This is a genomic window from Sphingobacterium sp. UBA7625 (assembly GCF_002484085.1).
GTDB lineage: Bacteria > Bacteroidota > Bacteroidia > Sphingobacteriales > Sphingobacteriaceae > Sphingobacterium > Sphingobacterium athyrii.
Genome location: NZ_DLJD01000036.1, coordinates 22,938 through 41,331 on the forward strand (window position 1 = coordinate 22,938; position 18,394 = coordinate 41,331).

Consider the following 18,394-nt stretch of genomic DNA (forward strand, 5'->3'; position numbering starts at 1 on the left):
ACGGGGATTATCTCTTCTACATTTGCCTTATACATTTATAGCAAACTTTTTATTGTATAAGTATCATGGAGAGAAACCAAGTGCACAGCACATCATCAAATGACGGTAAGACCGTTGCTATCATTTCTTATTTAACCCTAATCGGTCTGATTGCAGCCATCATCATGAACAATAAGGAAAAGACTTCTTTAGGTCAGTTCCACATCAGACAGAGTATCGGCATTACCGTCACAGGAATTGCATTGGGCTTGTTGCGCTTTATCCCGGGTATTGGTGGAATAATTATGAGTGTTGTCGGTATAATCTTACTGATAGCTCTTATATTGGGTTTAATTGCGGCATTCTCGGGCGAGAAAAAAGCCCTTCCTTTTATTGGTGAAAAATATCAGCAATGGTTTAATATGATTTAAACAAGCCTATTTAGCCCCTATTTTAGAAAAAAGGCTGTTCAAAAAACCGGAATGATCCCCAAAAGTAAAATAAGTACTTTTGAAGGCCAGTTCAGCGTTGGAGCAGCCTTTTTCGCTACTTTGCTAGAATTACTTTATATCTTCTACTGTCTCAACCGTTTTTTCTTCTTTGAAAAAAACAGCAAACAGCAGCAGACAGAAAAATGAAATTCCTGCCGGTATAAACCATAGGTACTCCCAGAATTGATCAGCATAGACCACTTTGAGGTAATCTGAAACCCCACCGGCAACCCAGAATCCAATCAGCATCCCCACACCATACATTGCAATCGTAATCAGTCCCTGCGCCGAAGCTTTATATTTCTCTCCTGCAATCCGATCGGTATAGATCTGCCCGACGACAAACATAAAATCATAACAGATTCCATGTAAAACGATACCAAAGATAAGCAGAAAGGCCTTTTCCTGTCCATCCCCAAAAGCAAAGAACAGGTATCGTAATGCCCATGCGGCAATACCCAATAAAATCATTTTCTTATACCCTAAACGTCTAAAGAAAAATGGAATCAACAGCAAACAGATCGCTTCTGAAAACTGCCCCAATGCCATTTTTGCAGTAGGATTGGGCATACCGACATTGACCAAAAAGGGGTTGGCATTTTGGTAATAAAACGAAATCGGAATGCAGATCACTATGGCCGTAACAAAAAAGATCAAGAAACTCTTTTGTTTTAACAGCCCCAGCGCATCCAGCCCGATGGCTTTTCCAAAATCAAATTTTTCATCTTTTACCCGTATCTGCGGTGGAGTTTTAGGAAGAAACAAGCTAAATAGCGCCAAAAGCACGGAACAGACAGCACCCATAATAAAGGTATTATGCAAGGCTCCCCGGCTTATTGCCTCGGGACTATCCCAGCGGAATAGATAGCTGATCACAAGACCTGAACAGATCCAGCCGATTGTTCCCCATACCCGGATCCCCGGGAAATACTTTTTAGCATCCGCGATATGTCGAAAAGCAATACCATTGGAAAGCGAAAGTGACGACATATAGGCCATAAAATAGACAAAGACGTAGGGGTAAAAATGGCTGGCATCGGGTGCTTGAGACATCCCATAAAGCAAAGCCGCCCCCAAGAGGTGTAAAACCGCGAGCACCCGCTCCGCATTAAAATAACGGTCTGCGACAAAACCAACAAAAAAAGGGGCAAATACTGCACCCAGCGACTGCGTAGAAAATATATTAGCAACTTCCATTCCCGATGCATTCAGGGATTTGATCAGATAGGTACCTAAAGTAACAAACCAGGCTCCTTTGATAAAATATTCCAAAAACATCATCAGGGATAACTGGAGGCGTAAGGTAAGCGTCATAACGGTTTAGAATTGTTTCTGTTTACGAATATATCATTTATTTCGAAGACATATCTATCGGGTAAGCAGGCCCTATTGTAACGATCTGCTTACCGTAATCCCTTTTTTCTGTCATCAAATAGTTAACTTGAAGCTGCTGCCCTCTTATTACTCCGGCAGGGCCTTCCGCATAAAATCCAACCAGTTTTGACTGGCAATTTTTGTCAGATCAGCATCGCTGTACCCGCGCTGCTTCAATAAGCCAAAAACCTTTTGGATATCAGCAATGGTCTCCAGATCATAAGGACATTGCTCCCGGCCGAACGCTCCATCTAAATCACTTCCTACGCCAACATGATTGACATTACCAGCCAATTGGCAGATATGATCGATGTTATCGGCCATAATTTCCATCGAGCAGTTGCTGGATTTCGGGTCAGATGTACCGCGCACCCAGTTGGGCACCATCATCCAGGCATCCAAAGCTACACCGATAACAGCTCCCTTGTCCACTAAAATCCTGATCATCTCATCGCTGAACTGCCGATTGTGATCCACAAACTTCCGGCAATTGTTGTGGCTGGCCCAGATCGCACCGCCATACTGTCCCATGGCATCCCAAAAAGCATCGTCATTGAGATGTGTGGCATCCAGAATCATGCCCAATCGTTCCATTTCCTTCAATAACTGCACCCCTTGCGCATTGAGCTTACCGGAGGAATCGGTTCCATTCGCATACCTCCCCGGCCCATAATGCGCCGGGCCGATCGCCCGCAAACCATAATTATAGGCGACTTCCACATAACTGACATCAACCAAAGAATCGGCACCTTCCAGACTCAACAAGTAACCGATGGGCTTATTTGAATGATCCGTTCCCTGAGCCCACAATGCACGATGTTGATCCAAATCGGCCTTTGTTTTGATCATCTTCATGTGCCCGTCAGCTTCCATGGCCTTGTACCAGGCTAATTGTCCCTGTGTCTGCGCCCAGGCCTGCTCTGCTGAATACCAGCCTGGCAATGGACTATCGGGGCGAACAAAGCGCGCAATCTGCGTTGCCACGACCATACCGATATTCCCCTTGCGTAGTTCGTCAAAAGTAACCGTCGCTTTTGCCCGGTCGGGTTTATCGTTCATACCCTCCTCCCGCCGGTTCAATTCCTGAATGGGCAGCCGGAGATCCCGGTTCCATTCCATGGCGTTCATGCTCAAATCGAGGTGTGCATCAACCACAAAAGGCATTTCAAATTCGTACATATCAATAATTTATCTTTTTACTTCGAGCCAATACCTTCCAGACCCGATCAGCAGCTCCTTTATCAACTACCTGCACCTCGTCATAACAGGCGACTGTCGGACAGATGTGCCGTGGCACACAATATAGCTCATCGCCAATCTTAAAATCGGTACTGTCCCGCACTTCAACGACAAGATGCTCCTCACTCTGCATTTTGATCGTTTCGATCCGCCGGTCAAAAAATTTGACACGGGGCTGCGGCGATTCACTTGCAACGGACTTGTAACCCAGATCCAGACACAGATGCTTATGATCCACGATGGAAACAACACGTGTCAGCAACACAGCGGCTACCAGAAAGTCCTGTTCGGCATAATTTTCGGCGTAACCAAAATCCCAGAACACAAAGGTTCCGGGACTGCATTCCACATCGTCACGTTCGGCATGGAACGGAAAACTGGGTGATCCGCCGATCACCTTTGTCAGCGGTGTAGAAGTAGAACCCTGCGCCATCAGATAGGCCATTTCAAGTACACGATATGCCTGCTGGCTTTGTTGTTCACGAACTTGATGATCTTTATCATGAATATGTCCATCATAGCCATGTACACCCATCAAATGAATGCCATCCAGTAACTGAATATCAAGCACAAGACGCTCTATTTGGGCGATAGAAGTCCCGGTACGTCCCATACCGACATTAACATCGATGTAAATTGCAAGAGGCCTGCCATTTTGCAGCCCTCGCGCTGATAGCTCATGCGCTGAATCGGCATTGTCTACCAGACAAGCATAATGTGTATTGGGAAATGCTTCGATCAAATGTAGCAAACGGTCTATCTTTGGTCCTACTGGCTGATAAGCCAATAAAACATCCTTCGCTCCGACCATACCAAGAAGTTCGGCTTCAGCGATGGTCGCACATTTGAATTTGCTGATCCCGCTGTCCAACAATAACTGACAGACCTCCCTACATTTGTTGGTTTTGATATGTGCCCGTAAACGGCCGGCATCCCCATTGACAAATTTCAGTGCCCTTTCTATATTCCGAACAATACGATCAGGATACACCAGCAGTGCCGGGGAATCTACCTGATCCGCATTTTGTACCCGATACCAATTTTCCATAATCCACCGATTAATATAACTCGAATAGCGCTTCTATTTCAACAGGGATATTATCCGGTAAAGAGCCAAATCCGACCGCACTACGTGTACCGATTCCATTTTCCTCCCCCCATACCGCTGCGAACAACTCACTACAGCCATTGATTACCCCGGGATGATACAGAAAATCGGATGTACAGTTGACCATACCCAATACTTTAATAACCCGTTTAATTTTATTCAAGGAGCCCAAATTAGTTTTGATTGTCGATAACATGGTCAATCCCACTTGTCTGGCCGCAAGTTTTCCATCCTCGGGGCTGATATCGCTACCAATCCGTCCAATAATCAGGGAAGCATCGTCCTGTACCGGTCCGTGTCCAGAAAGATAAAGATACTTGCCATCGATAACGTAGGGTTTATATACACCTTTAGGTGCCGGTGCCGGTGGTAGTGTCAAACCTAATTTTTCGAATTGTTCATCTGCGTTGTACATCGTGAATGATTTTAATGTTTAAAAATATATGAGCTAATATAAAATAATTTGCAATAGCAAAACAGCGACAAGCCCGACAATGGAAACGATGGCTTCCATAATCGACCAGGAAAATAAAGTATCCTTGACACTCAGGCCAAAATACTCCTTAAACAGCCAGAAGCCCGCATCGTTGACATGGGAAAACATGAGGCTTCCGGCCCCGATTGCCAATACCATCAGATTGGGGTCAACCTTGCCCGCTGTAACAATCGGCAATAAAACGCCCGCAGCTGTCAGTGCGGCAACTGTTGCCGACCCCACGCAACCTCTTATGACCGCGGTAATTAACCACGCTAGTAGCAAGGGTGAAATCGGAAGCTGCTGTAAGGTATTGGCCAACAACAAGCTCACGCCGCTATCTTCCATGACCTGTTTGAATACGCCCGATCCGGCAATGATCAGCAGGATCACTGCGATATCCCTGACGGCCGACTCATAGATTGACATAACTTTGACCATGGATCGGCCAAGTTTCAACCCCAATAAGTAGGTGGCTATAACTATAGCAATGACCATCACGGCTGTTGGACTGCCTATAAATTTCAGCCAGCGCTGTACTGTCGTGTCATCGGTATGGTATATATAAGGTATAAGGGTAAATAAAATAATCAATAGGACAGGTAACAAGGCTACTGCCAAGCTGGTAACAACGGTAGGCTGCTTATACGCCTGTTGATCAACTGTTTTTTCCTGCCGAAAGATTGATTCTTGACTCGGGAGCATATTCCGCAGGCGGCGGCCGAAAATAGGTCCTCCTAATACAATCGCCGGAATAGCGATCAAAAGACCATAAATCAATGTCAGCCCCATATCTGCATGAAAAAGTGCCACCAATGCAACAGGTGAAGGATGGGGTGGAATAAATCCATGTGTTACCGATAATGCAGCCAACATGGGTAAGCCAATGTACACGGCCGGCAATTTGTACCGATAGGAGACCGAAAAAATCAGGGGTACCAACAGTACGAAACCAACCCCATAGAACAAGGGAATCCCCACTACGAAGCCCGTTAGCATCAATCCCCATTGCAGGTATTTCTCCCCCATTAGTCGGACCATCTGTACAGCAATGATTTCGGCTGCACCACTCTCGGCGACAATCTTGCCCAACATGGCACCCAGCACGATAATCAGGGTCAGGCTACCCATAACGCCCGCGATCCCTTTTTCGACGGTACCGACCAGCTGATCCGGTGCAATGCCCAAACACAGTCCGCTAAGAATCGAAACCAATAAAAACGAAAGAAACGCATTAATTTTAAAATAAGTAATGCAGAGGATGAGCAAACAAATGCTGATTACAATGAGGATTATGGTCATTATATCAATATTAGGTCAATCCCTCATAGGAGAGATTTAATAAAATTTTGGTCTAGTAAATCATTTTTTCATCCTGAAAGTACAATTATTTTTCGTTTTCTGCAAGGAAGACAAAAAAATAATTGAGGATATTGCTAAAGAAGGGCATCATAACCAAGGTGTTTTTTTAAGTGCGTTTAATGGATAAAGAACGGTGACATGGCCTGAATCCTCGGCACTTGGGGGTGAGTACAGCTGTAAAAGAAAGGGCTGTCCAAATCGTTGATATATCCCGGGATATAGGTAAAAACCTCTAGGGTACACATCAACTTTTTTAAACAGCCCTTCGTATGTTGATACGATCGTCTAAGCAGCTATTGTCACAATATATAATAGTATCTTATTTACGTGGAATCTCTCTTAGTATTTCGAGCACAAATTGCCAATATTTCTGAACAGAAGATATGGAAGCACGTTCTGCCGGTGAGTGTGCACCCAATATCGTGGGTCCAAAGGAAATCATGTCCATACCAGGGTAGTTTGTGCCCAATATGCCACATTCTAATCCGGCATGACAGGCGACAACTTCCGGAGCCTCGCCATGTTGTTTCATATAAATGGATTTAAGCAGCTCCAAGATTTCGGAATTCGGGTTGGGCGCCCATCCTGGATAACTGCCGGAGAATGCCACGGCAAAACCACCTAATTCAAAGGCTGCCTGTAAAGAATGTGCCAGATCAAACTTGGAAGTTTCGACCGAAGAACGGGTCAAACATTTTATAGCTATCTGCCCATCCCCCACTTCAACTTTAGCAATATTGTTGGATGTTTCGACCAGGTCCTCGAAATCCGCACTGACACGGTACACACCGTTCAATGCAGCATAAACGCAATTGATTAAATTCTCCTGTACACGGACAGGAACAACGGTGGCATGAACTGCATCGCTTGGCTGTACGACGATTTCCATCAGGGGCTCGGTCGTGGCAAATTCAAATTTGATTTCCTGTGCCAATTGTGTCAGTTCCGCAACGAATGCAGGCGATTTGTCTTTATTTATGACAACTTTGGCTACGCTTTCTCTTGGGATCGCATTGCGAAGGCTGCCGCCCAATAAAGACGCAATACGTAATCCATAGCGTTCATTGGCCTTAAACAAAAGTCGGTTCATCACTTTATTGGCATTTGCAAAGCCCTTATGGATATCCATACCTGAATGCCCGCCATGCAATCCTTTTACCGTAAGTTCAAAAGATATGGCATCTGAAGGGCACGCCTCTGCTGCATAGGATTGTGTTGCTGTAACATCAATACCACCCGCACAGCCAATGTCGATCTCATTGTCATTTTCAGTATCGAGGTTCAATAGGATCTCACCCGACAGGACACCGCCTTTTAATCCTAACGCCCCAGTCATTCCGGTTTCTTCGTCGATGGTAAACAAGGCTTCAATAGCCGGATGAACGATTTCCGCTGATTCTAAAATGGACATGATGGTCGCAACCCCCAGACCGTTATCTGCCCCCAAAGTGGTTCCTTCGGCTTTTACCCAATCGCCGTCCACATACATTTTGATCCCTTCATTATCGAAGTCAAAAACGGTATCGTTATTCTTTTGGTGAACCATATCCAAGTGCGACTGCAATACGATTGTCTTGCGGTCTTCCATACCCGCACTTGCAGGTTTCTTGATCAGCACATTCCCTATTTCGTCCACGCTGGTCACTAATCCCAGTGATTTTCCGAAATCTACCATAAATGAAATGACACGTTCCTCTTTTTTCGAGGCCCGTGGAACAGCATTCAGGGCAGCAAAATTTTTCCAAATTGCTTTTGGTTCTAATTTATCTAAACTATTTTCAGCCATATCTAAAAATTTGTATCTGTCAAAGTTACTCCATTTTTACAACATATCCTGTCTTTATCCGAAGCTTATAAAAACAAAAACCCGCCGCTGATCGTTCTTATAGCGTGTAAACTTGAAAAACGCTGAAATGCATAAACCTGTAAAAGTAGATCGAAAAGACATTTATTTCAAACCGGACAAGAAAAGGGTATTAGCCAGATTTTTCTCTCTCGGTGACGAGCGTACCGTCAAGGTCATCAAACGCACCCTGGGACTGAGCGAATCCGAGCGCAAAGAGGTTTTTGGTCAGATTCTCCGTAGCTATACAAAAAGACATCGTAGCATTATCAACATTTTTGAACGTAATTTTGAACGAGTGAGCCATTTACTGGAGAAAGTTCCTTTTCCGAAAGATAAACTCAGCCAATTGGACAAGCTGTTGATCGGTTCATACTTTACGATGGAGTATTCCATTGAATCCGCAGCGCTTTTTAATCCTTCCATTGTAGAACACCCGGATCAGACCGAGCTCTTTAAAGGTGAAAAACGGGTCATACTGAGCTTTAGGGCCACGGGTGAAGGCCATGTATCTTCGATTGTTTTTCGCGCCGGAACGCTTGACCTGGATAATAATATCCATATAGATTATATCGGTAATTTGCTAGACAAACCAATTCAGGTCAAAAACCACCGTTATCATAAGGAGTCCTTCTTAAAAAAGATGAACGAGCTCCATGCCGAACCTACGGAAGTGAAAATGAAGCTTGAGCAAAAATTGACAGCAACGTTTACTTATGAGGAACTCAAGCGTTATATAGACGAGGTCAGACGGGATAGCGAAGAAAACCTCGAAAACATCACCTTTTTACAACAGGCACTATGGCTGGCCTCATCCCATTATGAAATGACATTTTCACTGGACACCTCCATTTCCGAACGGGTCATCTTCCCGATTGCGGATACAGAAAAAAGAGGCATCGAGGACGCTCGTTTTGTACAGTTTAAGGATGAAAAAGGAGAAAGCATCTATTATGCGACCTACACGGCCTACGACGGATTCAGCATACTCCCCAAGCTTTTGACCACCAAAGATTTCTACCATTTCAAGGTAAAACCGATCTATGGGGAGATCGCCAATAAAGGCGCAGCACTCTTTCCCCGAAAAATCAACGGCAGGTATGCGATGCTGTGCCGTATTGATGGTGAAAACAACTATATCGCCTATTCCAATAACATCAATATCTGGCAGGAAACAGCGATTAGGATTCAGCAACCTGAATATGCCTATGAATATGTGCAGATAGGCAATTGCGGATCGCCGATAGAGACCAAGTACGGCTGGCTGATCCTGACACATGCCGTCGGCCCGATGCGCGAGTATGTCCTCGGCGCAGCCTTACTGGACCTGGACAACCCGCATGTGGAAATAGGCCGTCTTCACAGCCCCTTGATGACTCCCAATGACGAGGAGCGCGAAGGCTACGTCCCTAACGTCATTTATTCCTGTGGTGCACTGGTTCATAATGAACAGCTGATTTTGCCTTACGCGATGTCTGACTATGCATCCACCTATGCGACAATCAACCTGGAAGACTTGCTGCTTGCTATTTTGAATCCTGAGCGCTATCAATAAAAGCACCGTAAACGATAATATAGGCAAGATAGAAACACAGGGTGCTTTCGGCCCCCTGGTTTCTATTGATTCCATAAGATTCAAGGCCATCGCAGCAGCCTTTGGTTTCTTCGTCGTAAAGTCCAAGCTTTAGATCATTCTCACCTAAAAACCAGCGGAATGAAGCAATCATACGGGCAAAATAGACCTTTTTGTTAGTCAGACGAAATGCTTCGCGGTACATAAACACCATCGCTGTGACATCAAGCGGCTGCTGACCGAATTTGCTGATGTGTTTTCCCTGTTTTGCCCAGTCCTGATTGCCGACCAGCGAAAGAGCGCCATTCTGAACGGTAATGCTCTCCAGAAATGTCAGGGTCGATAAGCCCAATTGTTTCACTGCCTCATCGTTGAGAAATGGATAGGCTGTCAGTAAAGCATAAGGCAAAATAGCATTGTCATAGGCCAGTACAGCCTCAAACCATTGCCAGTTGTCATCCGAACTTGCCTCATATTCCCGCATCAACTTGCCGACCAGTTCCCGCATCAATTCGATCATGACTTCGTCATTCGACTGATGATGCAAATACTCCGCGATACCGAGTATGGTATATGCAATGGCCCGATTGGACCGCAGCTGACGAAAATTTGGCACAGATCTAAAAAACAGTTCATGCCCCAACTGATAATAGCTTGTCAGCTTTGTTTCCCGGAGCAGTACCCCCAAAGCCCAGATCGTTCGGCCAAAAGAATCCTCTGATCCGACTTCATCGAGAAAATTATGCTGAAAGCTCATGAAATTATGAAACAGCCCGTCTTCCCGCTGATGATAGTAGATGTAACTCAGATAGGTGGAGATACGACGGTCTAGTCTTTTATCTGAAAAGTCACGCTGTGCCAATAAAGTGACCAATAGTGCACGCGCATTGTCATCCAGGCAATACCCCTCTTTGTAATTGGGCAACGAATAGGTCGCATGCTGCAAAATACCAACCTGGTTGGTCAGCCGATCGATATGCTTCCAGCTGAACTTGGGCATTTCATCTTTAGAAAAAGTGACATTTTCTTTGAAACCATCCAGTGAAGGCACTACCTTATCCAAAAGCCGGGTGTAGCGAAGTCCGATATTTCGCCAGGTCATCTCCCTACCAAAGTTTCGGGCATTGTCGCGCAGGGTCATACGGTATTCCTGATTGCTAAATAATGCCGTCAAGGTCCTCGCCATCTGGACAGGATTTTTAAAGTCTACCAGTACGCCACGACCATCTGCCAACAGCTCTTTGGCATGCCAATAGGGCGTAGATACCACTGCAGCCCCCGCCCCGATGGCATAAGATAGTGTTCCGCTAGTGATTTGCGCTTCGTTGACATAAGGAGTCACATACACATCGCAGGCCGACAGGTAGGTAACGAGGTCCAACTGGCTGACAAAAGAATTGACAAATTGCACATGTTCTTCCAAATTATATGCATCAATCAAGCTCTTGAGATAATCACGGTATTCTTCTCCGGAATGGGCCAGTACATTGGGGTGCGTCTTCCCAACGATCAAATACAAAAGATCAGGTTCGTCTTTAACCACCTCGTCAAGAGACTCAATTACGGTTTCAATTCCCTTATTCCGTCCGATGAACCCGAAAGTCAATAAAATCTTTTTACCTGAAAGCCCCACCTGCGCTTTGGCTTCTTCCTGACTAAGGCGAAACTCAGGTACCCCGTGATGGATGAGCCTCACTTTTGCGGTATTGACACGATAGACAGATTTCAACAGTGTAATCGCGTAATTGCTCATGACAACAACGATGGAAGCGCGTTTGACCAATTCTATCAAGATCGCCTTCTCGTCGACATTCGGTTTCTCCAGAATGGTATGAAAATTTACCAACAGCGGAATATGAAGCGCATTAATGAGCGAAAGAATATACATACCGCTATTCCCTCCGAAAATACCATATTCGTGTTCAAGTACGACGCAGTCGTAACCATTGTCATTGATGTAGTTGGCAGCTTCGATGTAGGAAAGCTGATGGTGCTGGTCAATGGTAAAAACCACTTCACTTGGATAAAGATAATCTCGATCAGCAACGGCAATAACGTGCTGGGTCAGATCCTGATTGTGTAGGGCCACTGCATGCAGCAGATCTGAAGTGAAGGTTGCGATACCACATTCTTTGGGTAAATAGGTACTGATATAAGCGATTTTCATTGAAATGATTGTTTTGAATAAAAGCCTTCCGTGAAGACAATAGCATTCTGTGTGTTCCATTATCTAAATGCTTCTCAGTAGCAAATTGTTTGTAAAGAGCATATTATTTCATCCAGAAAGAATAAATTCAGCCCATAAACGACAGTTTAATTTTAACTGTCCATGTAGTGCCTAAAAAAAACTTCCCGTATATTTGCGCGAGATCAAAAATATTGACTGAATGAAATCACCAAAGGAGAAAATGATTGCGGGCATCCCTTATATCGATACGGATGGACAACTATTTAAAGAGAGGCAATTTGCGAAAGAAGAGCTCAAACGTTTCAATGACTCCGAACCCAAACAGATCAAATTCAGAAAGCAGATCATTCAAAAGCTATTTAAAACGACAGGTAGCCGTTTCTTTCTGGAACCACCGTTTCGTTGCGATTATGGCTATAACATCTCCATTGGTGAGAACTTTTACAGCAATTACAACTGCACCATTTTGGACGGCGCACCTGTGACAATTGGTGCAAATGTCCTGTTCGGGCCAAACGTCAGTCTTTTTACTGCAGGTCATCCGATTTATTTTGAAACAAGAAATCAGGGTTGGGAATTTTCCGCAGCTATCGTTATCGAAGACAATGTATGGATCGGCGGACAAGTAGTGGTCAACCCCGGTGTACGTATCGGAAGAAATTCGGTAATTGGCTCCGGTTCGGTGGTTACAAAAGATATCCCTGCTGATGTCATTGCGGCAGGAAATCCATGTCGCGTCATCCGCCCGATTACAGCGGCAGACCAGATTGATTACACCAACATTTAGGCAGCATAAAGACCGCCGCTGGAAATGAGGACCTGAGGTTAGTCAAAACTTATTGTTAAATGCCTGCTCAGACTATTTTTCGAAATCGGTCCGGCTTACCCGATTCTTTCACCGGAACAAATCCATTTCGTGTCCAAAAATGCTGATGCTCCACATCCATCTGAACAAAAAGACGATGACCATTGAAGGTTTTGATAAATTGCACTGTATAACGCAGCAAGGCACTGCCCACTCCCCGTCTCCTAAAATCGGGATGGACAGCAAAATAAAGAATTTCATAATCGTTTTCTGAACGCCTCAGGCTGAGCACACCGACAACTTCGTTTTCACTGTATGCCGCAAAATGAGATGCCTCAAAATCCCCGTCCAGCATGACCTCCGACAGATTCCCTTTTGAACTAAAAACTTCCTTTCGAAGTTTCCAGGTACGAGCCGCAAATACCTGTTCAATATACCAATCCGTCATAACTGTTTCTCCAGTTCTAAGAATGCAGCGGGGAGGTGACTAATGATATCCGAAGGTAATAAAGAATAAACGCCTAGCGTCTGCACCGCAATATCCGCCGCCCTGCCGTGTAAATATACCCCCATAATCAAGGTTTCCTGCGAAGAATAGCCCTGGCCTAGCAAAGCTGTCAATATCCCTGTCAAAATATCTCCGCTTCCCCCCGTAGCCATCCCCACATTGCCCGTGCTATTGAAATAGACTGTGCCATCAGGAGTAACGATTGCACTATTGGCACCTTTTATCAAAATATAAAGCTGGTATTCCTCCGCAAAGGCCTTCACTTTCTCAAGTTTTTCAAAATCATTCTGCCAAGTTCCCAGTATCCTGCTCAGCTCTTTCGGATGCGGAGTCAATATACTGCCCTTCGGAACAAATTGCCATAAGTCGCGATCCTGTGCCAGTATATTCAATGCATCAGCGTCCAATACCAAAGCAGTATCAAGCCCCTGCATAATAAATACCTTGAAAGCATCAATCGTATACTGTGCCGTCCCCATACCAATTCCGACACCAATAGACTGAAAGGTAGGAGTATCGGGAAACTGCGTAATCATTTCTTCTTCGGGATCACTTATTACCATCGCTTCAGGGACAGCCGTTTGAATGCTGGTATATCCACAGGAAGGAATATAAGCAGAAGCCAGCCCGCATCCCGAGCGCAGAGCTGCTTTCAGTGCCAATTGCACCGCACCCATCTTTCCCCTGCTGCCACCAATAATCAGGCTATGCCCAAACGTCCCTTTATGGTCAAATTTATTCCGTTTCCGGTAGAACGGGCCTAACAATGCCAAATCAATATAATGAAATATGGTATCAACCTGCTCAAGAGCAGATCTGCTCAGCCCGATATCCAATACACGGAATGCTTTGGCCCACCTGCTATTACCGGGCATTAACAATCCCAGTTTAGGTGACTGGAATGTATACACCACATCTGCTTGTATGACGGGGGCCTCAGCTGCTGTTGGCCCGTCACTTAACAGCCCTGAAGGCATATCTATTGCATAAATTGGCCCGGTACAACAATTAATACCAGTGATAAGGCTACGCCATTCTTCGGCAAGCGGACGTTTCAGTCCGTAACCGAACAAGCAATCCAAGACGATTGCCCCAGCAGGAATATGAACCTGAGTGTCGGGACTAATCTTCTGAATAAGGTGGGCAGGCAGGCGTTTTTGATTCGCCAAATTAGCGGTTGAATAATCCATCGCATCAACTAAATACACATTGACTTGAGCCTGCTGCTGATCCAGGAGCCTGGCCAATACCAATCCGTCGCCCCCGTTATTGCCTTTACCACAGAAAATATAAAACGTATGATGCGCCAAACGTGGGTATAACTGCTTTATTTCATCAAAAACAGTTGTTGCCGCCCGTTCCATCAGGTCAAGGCTGCTTACCTCCTGATCTTTCATGGTCTGCTGATCTACCCAGCTCATCTGGGCAGCTGAAAGTATCTTCATATCCGTTGTATTTTATTTTGGGCATCTATTGTCAATGATTCTTAGGAAAACAGACGCCCGTTCTAATTTACTTAGAAAATAGAGTACAACCAAGACATGGACACTATGCAGTTATGATCACTTCCTTCACACCGCCGGTACGTTTCAATGTACCTCAGGTATTCCATTCACCTTTAATGGCTTTTCGCACTGATTTGAACAGCACGAAATACATCAGTTGACGCCAGAAAAACGTTGTGGAAACAGGTAAATTAAATTTTCCAAGACCCCCTACTGTTGCAAATTTATCCCCATGCTCCTTAAAATAATGGATAATGCGGGACAATGCAGCGGGCGGCCCCGATTTCGGCACTCTGCTGAATTTTAGTTACCTTAGTAGAGCAGTAAACATTGACTAAAAAACCCGATATGACTACAACATATTTATTATTAGCTGTACTATCTCTACAAGCACTCATTGGCTGTGGACAGCCAAGTTCGGCTATATCACAATCGCAGCCCAAAGACCAGACCGCTGCTGAGCATACTGAGGCGTTTATTGCCCCCACAGGAATGACTGTCAAAACAAGAATTTCATTACCCAGTGGTTTTGAAAGACTCCCTTATACCACAAAAGACTTTGGCAGTTTTCTGGAAAACCTTCCGCTCTACCCGATAGACCATGAGGTCCGTTATTATAATGGAAAAATTAAGCCCAGGAACAACATCTACAATAGTGTTATCAAACTGGATATTGGTAAACGCGACCTCCATCAATGCGCCGATGCCGTAATGCGCTTACGCGCCGATTACCTCTATCAACAAAAAAGGTATCGAGACATTAAATTTAACTTCCTGTCGGATGGAAAGCCACGCAGTTATACAAATTATGTCAAAGGAGACTATTCTTATGCAAAATACTGGAAATACATGGAGTATATCTTTGCCTATGCCAATACAGCTTCTTTACATGACGAATTACCTAATGTAAAAACAACGAAGGCAGTCAAAATCGGAGACACTTTCATACAGAAAGGCTCGCCCATTGGCCATGCGATTATCGTCGTTGATCTCGCAAAAAATAAGGAAGGCAAGACAATCGTACTACTCGCCCAAAGCTATATGCCCGCGCAGGAAATACAGCTTTTGAATAATTGGAATGATCCACAATTAAGCCCTTGGTATGATATCGACAAGGACGTAATCAAAACTCCGGAATGGACATTTTATGCTAAAAACCTGAAAACTTGGGAATAGTTATCCTATTCAGCAAAGGCAATTAGCCTATTTTGAATCAATAGAGCCCGGCAGTTAGCCATATATCCGGTATCGGTTTTCGTTTAAAATTTAATAAAAGATATTTTTGTCTTTTATTAAATTTTTCTATTTTTGTTTTCGATAGTCATTTGCAAATGTATCCTATCAAGGAGTAATAATAACCTCTAAAAGAGGTTAAATCACATTTCATTCCTTTTTTTTAAAAAAATAAAAGACAAAAAGGTATTTAAATATTTTATTATGATCACCGAAACACAGAAAGATTTAATCAAAGGAACCATACCCGTTTTGAAAGAGCACGGTGTCGCGCTAACCAGCTATTTTTACAAACGCATGTTTACCCACAATCCTGAGCTTAAGCATATCTTCAATATGGGCAATCAGCAAAATGCAAAACAACAGACTGCCTTAGCTACGGCAGTATTGGCCTATGCAGAACATATTGACAATCCCACGGTACTCTTATCTGCCATCAAACACATCGGACAAAAGCACAGTAGTCTTAACATCCGTCCCGAGCATTATCAGATCGTAGGCAAGCATCTGTTGGCCTCTATCCGCGAGGTGCTGGGTGATGCAGCTACAGAAGAACTTATAGCGGCATGGAAAGTAGCTTACTTTCAATTGGCTGATCTGATGATAGGCATCGAAAAAGAGATGTATGATCAAATGGTCCAAAATGAAGGTGGCTGGACAGGCTGGAAGCCTTTTAATATTGTTAAAATCGTTTCAGAGACTGCAGAAATACAATCGATTTACCTGGCACCGACCGACGGTGGGAAAGTTCCAAGACATAGCGCCGGCCAGTATGTAAGTGTGCGCGTTTACCTACCTGAACTCCATCTATATCAACCACGGCAGTATAGTCTGTCCGATGCCAGTAACGGTCAATACCTCCGTATTTCTGTTAAAAAAGAAACTCCTGCTGGAAAACCGGAAGGAATGGTCAGCAACTACCTACATCAATACTTTCAAGTAGGTAAGCAGCTGGAATTGACAGCACCCACTGGTTCCTTTAACCTGATGGAGAATAAATATCCGCATGTGTTTATCAGCGGTGGAGTCGGGCAGACTCCATTGATGGCGATGCTGGAACAGCTGGTCAATACCAACGGACAAAATGCAGTCACCTGGATCCATGGCTGTAGAAACAGTGAGCTACATGCATTTAAAGAAAGGCTCATGGCACTGGAAGAACAATACGAGCACATCAGCTGCTTCTCCTTCTACGATGAACTCCGGGAGAGCGATAAGTACAATCTACCGGGTTGGGTGGATCTTGGTAAAATAGATCCCGAGCATCTGCCGCAAAAAGCCAACTACTACCTATGTGGCCCTTCGGGTTTTATCGCAAAGCATTTTCAGTATTTGACCAGCCGAGGCATTGAAAGCGAAAACATTCATTTTGAAGAATTTGGGCCCGCTTCACTACAGCTCGGTTAAGCGGATAGTTATGGCCATCCGTAAATTTTTCATGGATTGCGGATGGCTATTCTTGATTTTGTACCTTTGTGGAAAAGCAAGAACAGATTATGGGTATTTTTTCCAAAACATGCGAATATGGTCTCCGGGCAGTTTTTTTTATCGCACAACGTTCGCAAGAAAACAAACGCGTAGGCATAAAAGAAATTGCTGAAAATATCCATTCTCCCGAAGCTTTCTTAGGTAAAATCTTGCAAAATTTAAGCCGAGCAGGTATTATTCGGTCCATGAAAGGCCCCGGAGGCGGATTCTATCTGGACGCATCCGATATGTCCACTCCATTGTCAGATGTGGTTAAAGCAATTGACGGAGAGAATCTATTTGTAGGTTGCGGAATGGGCCTGGAGTACTGTTCTGAACAGTACCCCTGTCCGCTACATCACGAATTTAAAAGCATTCGCAACAGCCTGTCCGAGATGCTTCAAAAAACAACCGTCGGTCAATTCAACGACGACCTCATCAAAGGAAAAATCTTGCTGACAAAATCCAAAATTACTCGAGATCAAGACACCTAAAACGACTTTCAAAAGCGGACAACATCGGTCCAAAATAACATATTTTTCATTCCATTATGGATGCCTTCTCAGGATTCCGCTTGTTGTGGCAGTCTTTCACACGCTATCTTTATTGAGATTTTCACATATAAACAAAAGAAATAAATAAACTTTATAATTAAACTGAAATACAACAACTTAACGAAGTTAAAAAACCAACAAACCAGTACCCTATCTCTTTTTGATCTTATAGCTATAACAGCAGGTACTGATGCCGTATCTCCCTAAAAAGAACAGCTATAAAGAATTCCTTCACACTATTACCTACCTTCCAATACCGTCTGTATTAAATAGCTGTAAACGATACGTTAATCAAGAATAAGTCCGTGAATGAGTAGATCTATTTGCGAAAAAATGATAAAATAGCAGAGTTCAAAAGCGCATTTCTTATGGGTTAAAACCACATAGACCATGCGCATTATTGGTCAAAATAGTATTCTTACAGAATTTGCACCCTTTGACACAAAATTCACAAAAATAAATTATATTATCATTTAAAATAGAACACTTTACAAAAATCATATAAATAAAAAAATAACATATAAAATACGGTAAAAACTATGGTTTTCAACTAAAAAAAGGTATGGATAAAATTCTATCCATACCTTTTTCTTCAATACAACAACCTTCCCTGCATCGAGTCAATCTAAAAATGTCATTTTTCAAATGCTGTATATTTCTACTAAACTTTGCTTGCTTGCTTGCTTGCTT

15 protein-coding genes are annotated in these 18,394 nt (G+C 43.9%); 6 read left to right on the forward strand and 9 right to left on the reverse strand.

Translation table 11 applies throughout. From position 1 onward, the window contains the following. The first annotated feature begins 65 nt into the window (after positions 1-65). Entirely contained in the window at positions 66-410 is a 345-nt protein-coding gene (locus B4G94_RS16170) for a hypothetical protein (RefSeq protein WP_286860122.1), read from the forward strand. A gap of 129 nt (positions 411-539) precedes the next feature. Here B4G94_RS16170 and B4G94_RS16175 read toward each other — a convergent pair whose 3' ends face one another. The 6 genes from B4G94_RS16175 to B4G94_RS16200 all read right to left on the reverse strand — a co-directional run bounded on the left by B4G94_RS16175 (position 540) and on the right by B4G94_RS16200 (position 7,814). Further along, a complete protein-coding gene (locus tag B4G94_RS16175) occupies positions 540-1,784 on the reverse strand; it encodes an MFS transporter (protein WP_286860123.1) in 1,245 nt (414 codons plus the stop codon). A gap of 147 nt (positions 1,785-1,931) precedes the next feature. Next, complete coding sequence (locus B4G94_RS16180; protein WP_286860125.1) at positions 1,932-3,023, reverse strand: dipeptidase; 1,092 nt, start codon at positions 3,021-3,023, stop codon at positions 1,932-1,934. A 1-nt stretch (position 3,024) separates the two neighbouring features. After that, entirely contained in the window at positions 3,025-4,131 is a 1,107-nt protein-coding gene (locus B4G94_RS16185) for a D-TA family PLP-dependent enzyme (protein WP_286860126.1), read from the reverse strand. Positions 4,132-4,141: 10 nt separating this feature from the next. Beyond that, on the reverse strand, positions 4,142-4,606 hold the full coding sequence (locus B4G94_RS16190; protein ID WP_108632217.1) for a RidA family protein: 465 nt from the start codon (positions 4,604-4,606) through the stop codon (positions 4,142-4,144). A gap of 33 nt (positions 4,607-4,639) precedes the next feature. Further along, on the reverse strand, positions 4,640-5,968 hold the full coding sequence (locus B4G94_RS16195) for a gluconate:H+ symporter (protein WP_286860128.1): 1,329 nt from the start codon (positions 5,966-5,968) through the stop codon (positions 4,640-4,642). Positions 5,969-6,347: 379 nt separating this feature from the next. Continuing rightward, complete coding sequence (locus tag B4G94_RS16200; protein ID WP_286860130.1) at positions 6,348-7,814, reverse strand: aminoacyl-histidine dipeptidase; 1,467 nt, start codon at positions 7,812-7,814, stop codon at positions 6,348-6,350. Between the two features lie 127 nt (positions 7,815-7,941). Between B4G94_RS16200 and B4G94_RS16205 the strand changes: the two genes are divergently transcribed. After that, a complete protein-coding gene (locus tag B4G94_RS16205) occupies positions 7,942-9,426 on the forward strand; it encodes a glycoside hydrolase family 130 protein (RefSeq protein ID WP_108632220.1) in 1,485 nt (494 codons plus the stop codon). Here the strand turns inward: B4G94_RS16205 and B4G94_RS16210 are convergent. Continuing rightward, positions 9,398-11,611: a glycosyltransferase family 4 protein gene (locus B4G94_RS16210; RefSeq protein ID WP_286860131.1), complete on the reverse strand. Its 2,214-nt coding sequence runs from the start codon at positions 11,609-11,611 to the stop codon at positions 9,398-9,400. The two genes, B4G94_RS16205 and B4G94_RS16210, sit on opposite strands and share 29 nt — an antisense overlap. Before the next feature lie 220 nt (positions 11,612-11,831). Between B4G94_RS16210 and B4G94_RS16215 the strand changes: the two genes are divergently transcribed. Beyond that, on the forward strand, positions 11,832-12,419 hold the full coding sequence (locus B4G94_RS16215) for a sugar O-acetyltransferase (protein ID WP_108632222.1): 588 nt from the start codon (positions 11,832-11,834) through the stop codon (positions 12,417-12,419). Between the two features lie 67 nt (positions 12,420-12,486). Here the strand turns inward: B4G94_RS16215 and B4G94_RS16220 are convergent, their stop codons facing one another. Both B4G94_RS16220 and B4G94_RS16225 read right to left on the reverse strand, forming a co-directional pair. Continuing rightward, complete coding sequence (locus B4G94_RS16220; protein WP_286860132.1) at positions 12,487-12,885, reverse strand: GNAT family N-acetyltransferase; 399 nt, start codon at positions 12,883-12,885, stop codon at positions 12,487-12,489. Then, positions 12,882-14,390: an NAD(P)H-hydrate dehydratase gene (locus B4G94_RS16225; RefSeq protein WP_286860134.1), complete on the reverse strand. Its 1,509-nt coding sequence runs from the start codon at positions 14,388-14,390 to the stop codon at positions 12,882-12,884. The genes B4G94_RS16220 and B4G94_RS16225 overlap by 4 nt, the downstream gene beginning before the upstream one ends. 408 nt (positions 14,391-14,798) lie before the next feature. On the opposite strand from B4G94_RS16225, the gene B4G94_RS16230 reads away from it, so the two are divergent. The 3 genes from B4G94_RS16230 (at position 14,799) to B4G94_RS16240 (ending at position 17,644) form a co-directional block, all read left to right on the forward strand. Further along, the gene (locus tag B4G94_RS16230) at positions 14,799-15,626 is read left to right on the forward strand and encodes a DUF4846 domain-containing protein (protein WP_286860136.1); all 828 of its coding nucleotides are present in this window, start codon (positions 14,799-14,801) and stop codon (positions 15,624-15,626) included. Between the two features lie 261 nt (positions 15,627-15,887). Continuing rightward, complete coding sequence (gene hmpA / locus B4G94_RS16235; RefSeq protein ID WP_286860137.1) at positions 15,888-17,090, forward strand: NO-inducible flavohemoprotein; 1,203 nt, start codon at positions 15,888-15,890, stop codon at positions 17,088-17,090. A gap of 68 nt (positions 17,091-17,158) precedes the next feature. Further along, on the forward strand, positions 17,159-17,644 hold the full coding sequence (locus tag B4G94_RS16240) for an Rrf2 family transcriptional regulator (RefSeq protein WP_313533453.1): 486 nt from the start codon (positions 17,159-17,161) through the stop codon (positions 17,642-17,644). Positions 17,645-18,394: the final 750 nt, after the last annotated feature.

Excerpts from the sequence above, each read along its gene's own strand:
- B4G94_RS16185 (WP_286860126.1), bottom strand. The coding sequence starts at position 4,131 with ATGGAAAATTGGTATCGGGTACAAAATGCGGATCAGGTAGATTCCCCG.
- B4G94_RS16170 (WP_286860122.1), top strand. The coding sequence starts at position 66 with ATGGAGAGAAACCAAGTGCACAGCACATCATCAAATGACGGTAAGACC.
- B4G94_RS16195 (WP_286860128.1), bottom strand. The coding sequence starts at position 5,968 with ATGACCATAATCCTCATTGTAATCAGCATTTGTTTGCTCATCCTCTGC.
- B4G94_RS16220 (WP_286860132.1), bottom strand. The coding sequence starts at position 12,885 with ATGACGGATTGGTATATTGAACAGGTATTTGCGGCTCGTACCTGGAAA.
- B4G94_RS16205 (WP_108632220.1), top strand. The coding sequence starts at position 7,942 with ATGCATAAACCTGTAAAAGTAGATCGAAAAGACATTTATTTCAAACCG.
- B4G94_RS16200 (WP_286860130.1), bottom strand. The coding sequence starts at position 7,814 with ATGGCTGAAAATAGTTTAGATAAATTAGAACCAAAAGCAATTTGGAAA.
- B4G94_RS16225 (WP_286860134.1), bottom strand. The coding sequence starts at position 14,390 with ATGAAGATACTTTCAGCTGCCCAGATGAGCTGGGTAGATCAGCAGACC.
- hmpA (WP_286860137.1), top strand. The coding sequence starts at position 15,888 with ATGATCACCGAAACACAGAAAGATTTAATCAAAGGAACCATACCCGTT.
- B4G94_RS16180 (WP_286860125.1), bottom strand. The coding sequence starts at position 3,023 with ATGTACGAATTTGAAATGCCTTTTGTGGTTGATGCACACCTCGATTTG.
- B4G94_RS16215 (WP_108632222.1), top strand. The coding sequence starts at position 11,832 with ATGAAATCACCAAAGGAGAAAATGATTGCGGGCATCCCTTATATCGAT.
- B4G94_RS16190 (WP_108632217.1), bottom strand. The coding sequence starts at position 4,606 with ATGTACAACGCAGATGAACAATTCGAAAAATTAGGTTTGACACTACCA.
- B4G94_RS16175 (WP_286860123.1), bottom strand. The coding sequence starts at position 1,784 with ATGACGCTTACCTTACGCCTCCAGTTATCCCTGATGATGTTTTTGGAA.
- B4G94_RS16230 (WP_286860136.1), top strand. The coding sequence starts at position 14,799 with ATGACTACAACATATTTATTATTAGCTGTACTATCTCTACAAGCACTC.
- B4G94_RS16210 (WP_286860131.1), bottom strand. The coding sequence starts at position 11,611 with ATGAAAATCGCTTATATCAGTACCTATTTACCCAAAGAATGTGGTATC.